Source organism: Variovorax sp. V93 (genome assembly GCF_041154485.1).
In the GTDB taxonomy this organism is placed as follows: domain Bacteria; phylum Pseudomonadota; class Gammaproteobacteria; order Burkholderiales; family Burkholderiaceae_C; genus Variovorax; species Variovorax beijingensis_A.
Map to the genome: position 1 here is coordinate 3,216,833 of NZ_AP028669.1, position 11,986 is coordinate 3,228,818.

Sequence of the window (11,986 nt, forward strand, 5' to 3'; positions counted from 1 at the left end):
GCCCATTGGCAACGCCGCTTGCCCCCACCCCTGCCCTCCCCCGGAAGGGGAGGGAGAAAGTCATCAGGGATTTATTGGTACCCCTTCGGAAACGGATCCGGCTTGATCAGCTCGCTCGACTCCGCCACCACCTTGAACGTCCCGTCCAGTTGCCCCTGCCCGATGCGCGCCTTGCTCCACAGGTGATGGTTCGCGTCCAGCTTCACGTAGCCTTCAGGCGCCGTCTTCAGCTCGATGCCCGGCGAGCCGGCCACCACCTTGTCCACGTCGAAGCTGCCGGCCTTCTCCACCGCCGCCTTCCAGAGCCACGGGCCCAGGTAGCCCGCCTGCGTCACGTCGCCGATCACCGCGTCCTTGCCGTACTTGGCCTTGAAGGCCTCCACGAACTTCTTGTTGTTCGGGTTGTCCAGCGTCTGGAAGTACTTCATCGACGAGTAGAAGCCCGCGAAGTTCTCGCCGCCCACGCCGGTCATCTCGTCTTCCGTCACGGCCAGCGTCAGCAGGAACTGCTTGTCGCCCGTGATGCCCGCGGCCTTCAGCTGCTTGTAGAAGGCCACGTTCGAGCCGCCCACCACCGCCGCGAAGATGCAGTCGGGCTTGGCGACCTTGATCTTGTTGATCAGCGAGTTGAAGTTGGTGTGGCCCAGCGGGTAGTACTCCTCGCCCTTGACTGAGCCCTTCTGGAAGTTCTCGATGTGCTTGCGCGCGATCTTCATCGAGGTGCGCGGCCAGATGTAGTCGGAGCCCACCAGGAAGAAGGTCTTGGCCTTCTTCTCCTTCGCGCCCCAATCGAGGCCCCAGATGATCTGCTGCGTGGCTTCCTGGCCCGTGTAGATCACGTTCTTGCTCTGCTCCAGGCCTTCATAGAAGGTCGGGTAGTACAGGAGGCCGTTCTCCTTCTCGAACACCGGCAGGACAGCCTTGCGCGAGGCGCTGGTCCAGCAGCCGAACACTGCGGCGCAATGGTCGTTGACCAGCAGCTTCTTCGACTTCTCGGCAAAGGTCGGCCAGTCGGAGGCGCCGTCTTCCTTGATGACCTTGATCTTGCGCCCGAGGATGCCGCCCATCGCGTTGATCTGGTCGATGGCAAGCTGCTCGGCCTGGATGGAGCCGGTCTCCGAAATGGCCATGGTGCCGGAGGACGAATGCAGCTGGCCCACGGTCACTTCGGTGTCGGTCACCGCGAGCTTGGTGGTGTTGACCTTGGCCGTGGGGAACTGCGACTGGCCGAAGCTCAGGCCGCTCAGGCCCATCACCGGCAGCGCGGCGGCGCCTTGCAGCAATCGGCGGCGGCGCAATGCCAGGGCATCGAGGGAAAGATCTTCTGAATCACGCGACATCGGGAAACTCCAGGCAGGTTGTTGGAAGGGTGAGCCGCGCACCATCACAGTGCATCGGACGGTGCCCCGAGCACCATGGCTGGTACTTTAGAAATCACCTGCGCCGCCGCGAATACGTCATTCAACGTAGCGGCCAGAGGTACGCCTGCATCCAGACTCGCAGGCCGTGCACAGGCGGACCGAATGCAGGGAGCGCTTCTTGCTGTGTCTGCCTGCCATGCCACCGCCGCCCTCACCGCCAGAGCCCACCATGCCATCCGTCACCGGCCAGAAGATCTTTCGCATCCGCCGCGACTACAACGCGTGGGTTGCGAACGAGACGCTGGAGGACTACGCGCTGCGCTACACGCCGCGCAGCTTCCGCAAGTGGTCGGAGTTCCGCGTCGCCAACGCGGCCTTCGGCGCCACCTCGTTCCTGGCGCTGGAGGCCATCGGCGGCGCCATCGCGCTGAGCTACGGCTTCTCGAACGCGCTGTGGGCCATCCTGGTGGTGGGGCTCATCACCTTCCTCACCGGCCTGCCGATCTCCTACTACGCGGCCCGGCATGGCGTGGACATGGACCTGCTCACGCGCGGCGCGGGCTTCGGCTACCTGGGCTCCACCCTCACCTCGCTGATCTACGCGAGCTTCACCTTCATCTTCTTCGCGCTGGAGGCGGCCATCCTCGCGCTGGCGCTGCAGCTGTACCTCGACTGGCCGCTGCCGCTGCTCTACCTGATGTCGTCGATCGTGATCGTGCCGCTGGTGATGCGCGGCATCACGCTGATCTCGGGCCTGCAGCTATGGACGCAGCCGATCTGGATCGTGCTGTTCGTGTGCCCGTTCATCGCGGTGCTGGTGAAGAAGCCCGGGCTGTATGCCGACTTCACCGGCCTGGTGGGCCGCAGCTCCGACAGCAGCAGCTTCGATCCGCTGATGTTCGGCGCCGCCGCCACGGTGGCCTTCTCGCTGGTGGTGCAGATCGGCGAGCAGGTCGACTACCTGCGCTTCCTGCCCGAGAAGACAGCCGCCAACCGGGGCCGCTGGTGGGCCGCGGTGCTGGTGGCGGGCCCGGGCTGGATCGTGCCGGGCATGCTCAAGATGATGGGCGGCGCCTTCCTGGCCTTTCTGGCGCTGCAGCACGAGATTCCCGCCAGGCACGCGGTCGAGCCCACGCTGATGTACCTCACGGGCTTTTCGTACGTGCTGCGCGACCCGGCCTGGGTGCTGGCGATCACCACGCTGTTCGTGGTGGTCTCGCAGATGAAGATCAACCTCACCAACGCCTATGCGGGCTCGCTGGCGTGGTCGAACTTCTTCGCGCGGCTCACGCACAGCCACCCGGGGCGCGTGGTGTGGCTGGTGTTCAACGTGGTGATCGCGATCCTGCTGATGACGCTGGGCGTGTTCGCGGCGCTCGAGCACGTGCTGGGCTTCTACAGCAACATCGCCATTGCCTGGGTCGGCGCGCTGGTGGCCGACCTGGTCATCAACAAGCCGCTGGGCTGGAGCCCGCGCACCATCGAGTTCAAGCGCGCGCACCTGTACGACATCAATCCGGTCGGCCTGGGTGCGATGCTGGTGGCGGCCGCGCTCGCCATGCTGGCGTATTCCGGCGTGCTGGGCCAGTGGGCGCGCGCGTTCTCGCCTTTCATCGCGCTGATCACGGCGCTTCTGGTCTCGCCGCTGCTGGCCTGGCGCACGCGCGGGCGCTACTACCTGGCGCGCAGCGACATCCGGCGCTGGACGCCCGGGCAGATCGTGAAATGCTCGGTGTGCGACAACAGCTTCGAGTCGGAAGACATGGCGCACTGCCCGGCCTACAGCGCGCCGATCTGCTCGCTGTGCTGCACGCTCGAATCGCGCTGCCACGACCGCTGCAAGACCGATTCCCGCGCGGCCGAGCAGATGAGCGGCTGGCTCCAGGCGCTGCTGCCGCCCGCGCTGTCGGGCCGCCTCAACTTTCGCGTGGCGCACTACCTGATGGTGGCCACTTCGCTGGTGGCGCTGCTGGCCACGGTGATGGGCGTGGTGTATGCGCAGGAGGCCATCGTGGGCGCCGATGCGGTGGACCCGGCCCTGCGCAGCGCCTTCCTCAAGGTGTTCGCGCTGCTGTCGCTGGTGGCGGCGGTGGCCGCCTGGTGGATCGTGCTGGGCAGCGAGAGCCGGCAGATGGCGCAGGAGGAATCGAACCGCCACAACCACCTGCTCACCGTCGAGATCGAGGCGCATCAGCGCACCGACGCCGCCCTGCAGACTGCGAAGGAAGCCGCCGAAGCCGCCAACCAGGCCAAGACCCGCTACGTGGCCGGCATGACGCACGAGCTGCGCACGCCGCTCAACAGCATCCTGGGCTACTCGCAGATCCTGCTCAAGGGCGAGGCCGTGGCGCCGCCGCGGGAAGCCGTGCAGACCATCCAGCGCAGCGGCGAGCACATGCTCGGGCTGATCGACGGCCTGCTCGACCTCGCGCGCATCGAGGCCGGACGCTTGCAGCTGGAGCCCGCCCCGCTCGCGCTGCCGGCGTTTCTCGACGAAGTGGTGCACATGGTGCGGCCGCAGGCGGAGAACAAGGGCCTTGCGTTCGTCTACACCCACAGCGGGCGGCTGCCGCCCTGGGTACATGCCGATGCCAAGCGGCTGCGCCAGATCCTCATCAACCTGCTGGCCAACGCGGTGCGCTTCACCGACAGCGGCACAGTCACGCTGCATGTCGACGCACGGCGCGAAGTGCTGCGCTTCGACGTGGTCGACACCGGCATCGGCGTGGCGCCGCAGGACCACCAGCGCATCTTTCTTCCGTTCGAGCGCGGCGCCGCGGGGCGCCGGCGCGGCGAGCCCGGCACGGGCCTCGGCCTCACCATCACGGGCCTGCTCACATCGCTGATGGGCGGCGAACTCGCGCTGGCCGCCACCTCGCCCGCGGGCAGCACCTTCAGCGTGCGGGTGTACCTGCGCGAAGTGGCCGACCCCGGCCCCCAGGCAGAAACACGGCGGCCGGTGTCGGGCTACATCGGCGCGCGCCGCACGCTGCTGGTGGTCGACGACCAGCCGGTGCAGCGCCAGATGCTGGCCGGCATGCTCGCACCGCTGGGCTTCGAGGTGCGCGAGGCCGCGAGCGGCACCGAATGCCTGGACAGCCTGCGCGAGAACCTGCCTTCCGCCATCCTGCTGGACCTCACCATGGACGACATGGATGGCTGGCAGACCGCGGCACTGGTGCGCGCCTCGGGCTTCGACCGCCTGCCCATCATCATCGTCTCGGCCAACATGTTCGAGAACCAGGGCGAGCTGCTGCGCGCCGCGGGCTGCCAGGCCTTCGTGGGCAAGCCGGTCATCGAGTCGGAGCTGATCGCCACGCTGGAACGCCACCTCGGGCTCGAATGGCTGGCGTCGAGCGACGCCGCAATGCCGCCCGCCGTCGACATCGCGCCACGGCCGGTGCAGCTCGCGCTCTCGGAAGACGACCGCGCCGAGCTGATGCGGCTGGTGCAGATGGGCCACGTGCGCGGCCTGCACCAGGTGCTCGACCGGCTCGCCGCCGCATCCCCGCCGGCCGCGGCCACCTGCACCTGGCTGCGCGGCATGGTCAACCGTTTCGAACTCGACAAGCTCCGCAAGGCACTCGCAGAACAAGATGCAGACACTCTCGCCCCCTGAAACCGAACGCCCCGTGGTGCTGGTGGTGGATGACGCCCCCAGCAGCCTCGGCATGCTGTGCGACACGCTCGAATCCAGCGGCTACACCGTGCTCGTCGCGGCCGATGGCGAGGCTGCGCTGCAGCGCCTCGAACTGGTGGTGCCCGACGCGATCCTGCTCGACGGCCTGATGCCCGGCCTGTCGGGCTTCGAGACCTGCCGGCGCATCAAGGCCAATGCGGCGCTTGCGCACATTCCGGTGCTGTTCATGACCGGCCTCTCGGAGACGGCGCACGTGGTCGAGGGCTTCGAATGCGGCGGTGTCGACTACGTGGTGAAGCCGATCCGCGCGCAGGAGGTGCTGGCACGGCTGCACACCCACACGCGCAACGCACGCATCACGCGCATGGTGCGCGACGCGGTCGACGTGGCCGGCATGGGCGTGGTCTTCGTCGACGCGCGCGGGCGCATCGCATGGCGCTCGCCGCAGGCTGCGCTGTGGCTTCACGCACTCGATGCACCGCCGGCCGCCGGGCTGCTGCCCGCCTCGCTCGAACCCGCGCTGGCGCCTGGTGCAGCCATTGCGCTGGTCACCACGGCGGGTGCACGCATCTCGGTGCGCAACCTCGGCGCCGCGGCGCTCGGCGAGACCATGCTGCTGTTCGCGACGCAGCGCGAGGGGACCGCGGGCACGCCCTCGGCCCGGCTGACCGAAGCGGCGCTCACGCCGCGCGAGACCGAAGTGCTCTCATGGCTCGCCAAGGGCAAGACCAACCGCGACATCGGCGAGATCCTCGGCACCAGTCCGCGCACGGTCAACAAGCATCTCGAGCACATCTTCGAGAAGCTGGGCGTCGAGACGCGCGCTGCCGCCGCGGCACTGGCCAGCGGGCAACTGGCCTGATCCAGCCATCGGGCGGGCAGACAGGCTGGCCCCGTTCGTTACCTCTTCGGTGCCGGCGTTGCAGGCACCGCAGGCGTCGTCGTCGTGCTGTCGGCCTTGGAACCGGGCACTGCCGGCGTCGCGGGCGTGGCTGACATCGTGGACGACGACGAAGACTGCTGCGACGGGGTGGCCGGCGTCGCAGGCGTGGCTGGCGTTGCAGGCGATGTGCTCGTGGCTGGCGTCGCGGGCGTGGCGGGTGTCGCCGGGGTGGCTGCATTGGCCGAGGCATTGGACCCGCTGGCCGCGCCGGCGCCATTGCCCCCCGCACCGGCACCCACGCCTGCGCCGGCACTGCCGCCGCCACCTCCCCCGCCCCCGCCCCCGCCAGCGCCCCCACCGCCGCCTCCCGAGCCGCCGCCCGCAGCCAATGCAAGCGGGGCCACGCAGGCGCCCATGAGAACCGCAACCAGGGTCGGTGCAATACGTCGTGTCAGCTTCATCGAAGTCTCCTTGTTGATGTTTCGACAAGGCCAAGCTAGACGCAGCCGGAAACCCGGCTTGTAGTCCAAAGTCTTCATGGCAGGCCGGTCCAGTCGCCGGTGCCATGCAATGGACAGCTGGGCGGGGCCTGTCTGCAAGCCCTCCGAATCAGATCGTCGGCCTCACGCGCCGTCCGGGGCCACCTGCTTGCCGCCGCGGGGCAGATGGACGGTGAAGGCCGTTCCTTCTTCCGCGGAGGAGGCCACCGTGATGGTGCCACCGTGTCCTGTCACGATCTCACGCGCAATGTAGAGGCCGAGGCCCAGGCTCGTGGCGGGACGCTCATGCGGTGCCGATTCGCGCGTTGCAACCTGCACCAGCGGATTGAAGATCACCTGCATCGAATCGGGAGCAATCGGCCTTCCCTGGTTCCTGACGATCAGGGTCACATGCGCGCCCTCGTCCCGGATCACCAGCGCGACGGGATGGGAGGGGTCTCCATGCTGCACGGCGTTGCTCAGCAGGTTGGTGAGGACCTGGCGCATCCTGGGTGCGTCGAACATCAGGACCACGTCGGTCGGAATCTCGGCGACGAGCACCCGCTTGGGATAGGCCGCGCAGACCTCGTCGAAAGCCTCCTGGCACAGGGCGCTCAGGCTGCCTTGCTGGGGAATCACCTCGATGCCGCGGCCGAGCCGGGTGCGCGTGTACTCGAGCAGGTCGGTGACCATGTCGTTGATCGACGCGATGCTTCGCCTGGCGATCTGGAGCGTGCGCGCCCTGGGCTTGGCCTCGCCCCCCAGCTCGAGCAGATGGATGCAGGAGCTGAGCGCACTCAACGGGTTTCGCAGGTCGTGGCCCAGCACGGCCAGGAAGGTGTCCCTGGAATTGGCCACATGGTCCGAATAGGTGGCCATGGCTTCGGCCAGGCCCTGGTCGATGCCTTCGTTGAAGCGCACCACTTCTTCCAGGACCGCCGCATCGACCGTGCCGATGTGCCCCATCCACAAGCGAAGAACCGTGGCCCGCAGCGCGCGATATTCGGCGCCCAGCTGGGAGAGGTCGAACCCCACGCGCTGGCGCAGGCCGCCGTGTTCGGCGGCAAAAGTCTCTTTCAGGAACGGCACCGCGAGCCCCTTGGACTTTGCCTCGCGCTCCTTTTCCGACTGGGCCGATTCCATTTCGCCGGCAATAGCCAGCAGGATTTCATGCGCATGGTCGCGCAGTTCGACGACGGACATGGTCTCCGCCGGCGGGATCATCGTTCGTGCGAAGGATTCCCACTCGACAAGAATGGGTTCGATGTTGTCCTTGATGAATTGGCTCAGGCGCATGCAGGGCGGAGTATGCACCCCGTGCAGGGCGGCAAGAGGCACGGCGAACAACGGCTGGACAGGCGCCGGGAAAAAGGGGTAATCGATGAAGCGTATCCTGGGGCCTCTCGAACCGGAACACATTCCATGCCTGAACAGCCTCCATCCGGGACCGATCCCCTCGATCCTCCCTTCTTCCACGAGGCCTCCGGCACGGTCCGCTTCTGGGTGCTCATCGATGGCCAGCACATGGGCGCGAGCATCAGCAGGGATGTCCTGCGCTACCGCTTCCGGCCCGGCGCGCAGGGCGACGACCCGATGGAAATCTACGCGCAGTACGCGGACCAGCTCGAAGCGGCCGTGCGCCGGCGGGCGGCGCAGGGCTCGATCGAGCCCGTGATGCTGCGCGAGTTCGATCTACCCCGCGATTGAATCCACGCGCGCACCGCGCGTGCAGGCACCGCTGGCCAGCGTCACGCCGATCACGGCGCTGGCAATGGCGATCCGATCGATGCCCGTGGCGGGCTCGGCCAACCACCACCATCCGCCCAACGCGGAGAAAACGGGTGCCAGCCCTCCGAATGCCGCCGCCTGCGAAGCACCAAGACGCACGACCGCGGCGCCGAAGATCCACAGCCCCAGCAGGCCCGCAACCGCGCCCTGCATCAGTGCCTGCCACAGCACGTCGCGCAGCGGCGCATCGACGAGGCCCGTTCCGCCGCGCCACAGCAGCCATGGCACCAGCAGGATCGCCGACCACGCACTGACGACGGCCGCGCCCTGCCATGCGCCGAGGCCGGCGCGCCTGAACGACAGCGAGAAGCCGGCCCACAGCGCGGCCGCAAGAAGAAAGAGCAGATCGCCGCGCCAGGCGCCCGCATCGATGCCTCGGAAGCTGCCCGCTCCCAGGATGCCGATGCCCGCCGCAAGGAACAGCAACCCCGATGCGCGCGCGCGGTCCGGGCGTTCGCGCCAGAACATCCAGGCCAGGCCCGCAGCAAAGAGCGGACATGCGCCCGCCATGAAGACGCCCATGTGCGCCGACGGGGCGAACCTGCTGCCGCTCATCGCCACCAGTCCGAACGGCAGCCCCGCGCCAAGCACCATCCCGGCCAGCCACCGCAGCGGCACCCCGCGCGGCAGCAGCCCCACGCGCAGCCACACAGGCATGAGCACGATCGCCGGTATGCCGTAGCGCAGGATCGCCAGGTCGGCCGGCGCGATCGTGGTGGTGGTCGAGTGGCGCGTGGCCACCTGCCAGATGCCCGCGATCAGCGCCGAAGCCGCGCCGGCGGCCAGGCCGGCTGAAAGGCGCACGTTGACCGTCATCTGCTGGCTCCGTTGAATGCGAAGCCCGCAGTGTCCGGTCAATGCAGGCGGCGTGCTTCCAGATTCGTGCGCATCTGGCTCGGCGCCATGCCGAACGCGCGGCGGAAGGCCACCGTGAAGTGCGCGTGGCTTGCAAAGCCCAGGTCCGCCGCAAGCGCACTGAGGCTTCGCTCGCCTTCACGCAGGCGATCGAGCGCGAGCGTCATGCGCAGCTGGTTGCGCAGGCCATGCAGGCTCGTTCCCGTGTGCATGCGGAAGCGGCGCGCCAGGTGGAATGCCGAGCAGTGGACCGCCTTGGCGATCTCGTCGAGCGTGTCGCTGCGCTCCGGTGCCGCGGCGATGTGGTCGCGGGCGCGCTCGACCGCACGGTGGATCTTCGGCGGCGCCGGCCGATCGGCCGGCCGCACGCTCTGGACCAGGCCGGCAAGATGCTCCTGCACCTCGAGCGCATCGATGGCCTGCATCGCATGGGCCTGCAGGCATCGGCGCAGCAGCAGCTGGCCGCCCAGCGGCAGGTACACCCGGCCCGCCGGCGCCAGGTCTTCGGCCAGCGTGACCACCACGCTGCGCTGGCCCGCCATCGGGTGCTTCAACTGGTAGGGCCCATCGGGCGACAGCCACAGCGCGGCCGCGGGATCGCAGACGAAGGCGTCCGCGCCCAGCCGGCATTCGAAGCGCTGGCTCAGCGGCAGCAGCAGGCGGGGCCCCTGCACGCGATAGGGTGGGCTCCAGCCGGGCTCGGCCGTCTCCAGCGTGACCAGCTGGCAGCTGGCGGAGCCGCTTTCGAAGAGCACGCTGCGAAGGTAGGTCATGGGTGTGAAAGGCAGCAGTACCGCCCGCCCGGATTCTGCCAGCCGGGTCGCCGCCCTGGTGTTTACCCCGAAAACGCTGAAGGCCGATTGACAGCCTCACTGCCTACGATCGAGGCAGATTCACCAGGAGACACCATGAAGCCCCAGACCTTCTCGTTCAACCGCCTGACCCGCCGCGCCAGCCTGCTGGCGGCGGCCTCCGTTCTTGCCGCGTGCGGCAGCTTCGGCAGCGCACCACCCGCGGCCGGCGACATCCACGTGATGACCTCGGGCGGCTTCACCGCCGCGTACAACGAACTGCGCCCCGGCTTCGAGCGCAGCAGCGGCCGCACGGTCAAGACCGCGTATGGCGCTTCCATGGGCAATGCCGAAGATTCCATTCCGAGCCGGCTCTCGCGCAACGAACCGGCCGACGTGGTGATCCTCGCGCGGCCCGCACTCGATTCGCTGGTGGCGCAAGGCAAGGTGGTGCCTGGCAGCCAGGTCGACCTGGTGCGCTCGTCGATCGGCTTTGCGGTGCGCAAGGGCGCGCCCAAGCCCGACATCTCGACGGTCGATGCGCTCAAGCGCACGCTGCTGGCGGCGCCTTCGATCGCCTACTCGGCCAGCGCCAGCGGTACCTACTACGAGACCGAGCTGCTCAAGAAGCTCGGCATCGAGGAACAGGTCAAGCCCAAGAGCAAGCGCATCCTGAGCGAGCGCGTGGGCACGGTGGTGGCGCGCGGCGACGCGGCGCTCGGGCTGCAGCAGGTGAGCGAGCTGCTGCCGATCGCGGGCATCGACTACATCGGGCTGCTGCCCGCGGAGGTGCAGCAGGTGACGGTGTTCTCGGCCGGCATCGCCACGGCCTCGAAGCAGCCCGATGCGGCACGCCAGCTGATCCGCTATCTCAACTCGCCCGAGGCCGCCCCGACCATTGCAAAGACCGGCCTCGAACCACTGACGGCACGCTGATGCGCCGATGCGGCGGGTCAGTAAACTGGCGCCCATCCTCTTCCTGAAACGATGGACGCCATGACCCAGCCCCAGCCCATTGCACCTGCTCTTGTTTCCGCCTTCGCGCCCGGCGGCACACTGCGCGCGTCCATCAATCTCGGCAATCCGATCCTCGCGAACAAGGACGCGGCCACGGGCGAGCCTGTGGGCGTGTCGATCGATCTCGCGCGCGAGTTCGCCCGCCGGATCGGCGTGGGCATCGAGCTCGTGGTGTTCGAGAAGGCGGCGGCATCGGTCGAGGCGGTGAAGAACGAGAAGGCCGACATCGGCTTCTTCGCCATCGACCCGGCGCGCAGCGAAGGGCTGCTGTTCACCGCGCCCTACGTGCTGATCGAGGGCAGCTACCTCGTGCGCGAATCGTCGGAGCTCACCGACAACGCGCAGGTCGATGCCAAGGGCCATCGCATCTCGGTCGGCGCGGGCAGCGCCTACGACCTGTTCCTCACGCGCGAGATCGGGCAGGCCGGCATCGTCCGGCTCCAGGGCGCGGCCGCCGCGCTGGCGGCACTGCGTTCAGGCGAGGTCGAGGTGGCCGCCGGCATTCGCCAGCTGCTCGAAGCCGAGGCGCGGCGCGAACCGGGCGTGCGCGTGCTGCCCGGCCGCTTCATGGTGATCCAGCAGGCCATGGGCACGCCCGCGAGCCGCGGTGCGGAGGCCCAGGCGCTGCTGTCTTCCTTCGTCGAAGAGATGAAGGCGAGCGGCTTTGTTGCCGATGCGCTCAAGCGCCACCGCATCGAAGGCGCGATCGTCGCACCGTCTTCGATTGGCGCGGCGCTGTAGCGCCTGGCGCTAGCGGGGCATCACAGCTTGTAGGCTTCCACCGGCCCCTGCGAATAGAACAGGAAGTAGCCGGTCTCCGTCCTGAAGCTGTTCTTCTGCCACCCCGGCGGCACCTTGAAGATCGCGAGCTGGTCGCTCGACACACCGATGAACGCGGTGTTCCCGGTGTCGGTGGTGATCCGGTTCCAGCGCTCGCGCGTCACCGGCTGCATCTGCATCTTTGGCTCGCTCCACTCGGGGGTGCGCACCTTGTCTCGCATGATGTAGCGGCCGCCCTGCCGCTCGATCTTGACCAGCTCCCGCAGTGCGCCGTTCGTCTTCACGGCGTAGACGCCGACCAGCTGCGCCTCGGGCTCGGCGCGCGGGCCGCAGCCGGCCAGCAACAGCAGCGACGACAGGCCGGCCGCAACACAGTTGAGGGTGTTTTTCAT

10 protein-coding genes are annotated in these 11,986 nt (G+C 68.2%); 5 read left to right on the plus strand and 5 right to left on the minus strand.

Features of this window, described 5'->3' with window-relative positions; translation table 11 throughout:
• Positions 1-71 precede the first annotated feature (71 nt).
• The gene (urtA, locus tag ACAM54_RS15330) at positions 72-1,340 is read right to left on the minus strand and encodes an urea ABC transporter substrate-binding protein (protein ID WP_369648115.1); all 1,269 of its coding nucleotides are present in this window, start codon (positions 1,338-1,340) and stop codon (positions 72-74) included.
• A 250-nt stretch (positions 1,341-1,590) separates the two neighbouring features.
• Here urtA and ACAM54_RS15335 point away from each other — a divergent pair, with 250 nt between their 5' ends.
• Both ACAM54_RS15335 and ACAM54_RS15340 read left to right on the plus strand, forming a co-directional pair.
• Positions 1,591-4,980, plus strand: a complete 3,390-nt coding sequence (locus tag ACAM54_RS15335) for an ATP-binding protein (RefSeq protein ID WP_369648116.1) — start codon at positions 1,591-1,593, stop codon at positions 4,978-4,980.
• Complete coding sequence (locus tag ACAM54_RS15340; protein WP_369648117.1) at positions 4,958-5,863, plus strand: response regulator; 906 nt, start codon at positions 4,958-4,960, stop codon at positions 5,861-5,863. Before ACAM54_RS15335 ends, ACAM54_RS15340 begins: the two co-directional genes overlap by 23 nt.
• Before the next feature lie 644 nt (positions 5,864-6,507).
• Here ACAM54_RS15340 and ACAM54_RS15345 read toward each other — a convergent pair.
• Positions 6,508-7,659, minus strand: coding sequence for an ATP-binding protein (locus ACAM54_RS15345; RefSeq protein ID WP_369648118.1), 1,152 nt, complete (start codon positions 7,657-7,659; stop codon positions 6,508-6,510).
• A gap of 126 nt (positions 7,660-7,785) precedes the next feature.
• Between ACAM54_RS15345 and ACAM54_RS15350 the strand changes: the two genes are divergently transcribed.
• Complete coding sequence (locus ACAM54_RS15350; RefSeq protein ID WP_369648119.1) at positions 7,786-8,070, plus strand: DUF1488 family protein; 285 nt, start codon at positions 7,786-7,788, stop codon at positions 8,068-8,070.
• On the opposite strand, the gene ACAM54_RS15355 is transcribed toward ACAM54_RS15350, so the two are convergent.
• Together ACAM54_RS15355 and ACAM54_RS15360 are read right to left on the minus strand one after the other, a co-directional pair.
• The gene (locus tag ACAM54_RS15355; RefSeq protein WP_369648120.1) at positions 8,056-8,967 is read right to left on the minus strand and encodes a DMT family transporter; all 912 of its coding nucleotides are present in this window, start codon (positions 8,965-8,967) and stop codon (positions 8,056-8,058) included. The two genes, ACAM54_RS15350 and ACAM54_RS15355, sit on opposite strands and share 15 nt — an antisense overlap.
• Before the next feature lie 38 nt (positions 8,968-9,005).
• Positions 9,006-9,779, minus strand: coding sequence for a helix-turn-helix transcriptional regulator (locus tag ACAM54_RS15360; RefSeq protein WP_369648121.1), 774 nt, complete (start codon positions 9,777-9,779; stop codon positions 9,006-9,008).
• 135 nt (positions 9,780-9,914) lie between these two features.
• Here ACAM54_RS15360 and ACAM54_RS15365 point away from each other — a divergent pair, with 135 nt between their 5' ends.
• Both ACAM54_RS15365 and ACAM54_RS15370 read left to right on the plus strand, forming a co-directional pair.
• On the plus strand, positions 9,915-10,733 hold the full coding sequence (locus ACAM54_RS15365; RefSeq protein ID WP_369648122.1) for a substrate-binding domain-containing protein: 819 nt from the start codon (positions 9,915-9,917) through the stop codon (positions 10,731-10,733).
• A gap of 60 nt (positions 10,734-10,793) precedes the next feature.
• Entirely contained in the window at positions 10,794-11,555 is a 762-nt protein-coding gene (locus ACAM54_RS15370) for a transporter substrate-binding domain-containing protein (RefSeq protein WP_369648123.1), read from the plus strand.
• A gap of 20 nt (positions 11,556-11,575) precedes the next feature.
• Here the strand turns inward: ACAM54_RS15370 and ACAM54_RS15375 are convergent, their stop codons facing one another.
• Positions 11,576-11,986: a hypothetical protein gene (locus ACAM54_RS15375; RefSeq protein ID WP_192323267.1), complete on the minus strand. Its 411-nt coding sequence runs from the start codon at positions 11,984-11,986 to the stop codon at positions 11,576-11,578.

Coding starts and splice junctions, on each gene's coding strand:
- urtA (WP_369648115.1), bottom strand. CDS start 1,340: ATGTCGCGTGATTCAGAAGATCTTTCCCTCGATGCCCTGGCATTGCGC.
- ACAM54_RS15335 (WP_369648116.1), top strand. CDS start 1,591: ATGCCATCCGTCACCGGCCAGAAGATCTTTCGCATCCGCCGCGACTAC.
- ACAM54_RS15340 (WP_369648117.1), top strand. CDS start 4,958: ATGCAGACACTCTCGCCCCCTGAAACCGAACGCCCCGTGGTGCTGGTG.
- ACAM54_RS15345 (WP_369648118.1), bottom strand. CDS start 7,659: ATGCGCCTGAGCCAATTCATCAAGGACAACATCGAACCCATTCTTGTC.
- ACAM54_RS15350 (WP_369648119.1), top strand. CDS start 7,786: ATGCCTGAACAGCCTCCATCCGGGACCGATCCCCTCGATCCTCCCTTC.
- ACAM54_RS15355 (WP_369648120.1), bottom strand. CDS start 8,967: ATGACGGTCAACGTGCGCCTTTCAGCCGGCCTGGCCGCCGGCGCGGCT.
- ACAM54_RS15360 (WP_369648121.1), bottom strand. CDS start 9,779: ATGACCTACCTTCGCAGCGTGCTCTTCGAAAGCGGCTCCGCCAGCTGC.
- ACAM54_RS15365 (WP_369648122.1), top strand. CDS start 9,915: ATGAAGCCCCAGACCTTCTCGTTCAACCGCCTGACCCGCCGCGCCAGC.
- ACAM54_RS15370 (WP_369648123.1), top strand. CDS start 10,794: ATGACCCAGCCCCAGCCCATTGCACCTGCTCTTGTTTCCGCCTTCGCG.
- ACAM54_RS15375 (WP_192323267.1), bottom strand. CDS start 11,986: ATGAAAAACACCCTCAACTGTGTTGCGGCCGGCCTGTCGTCGCTGCTG.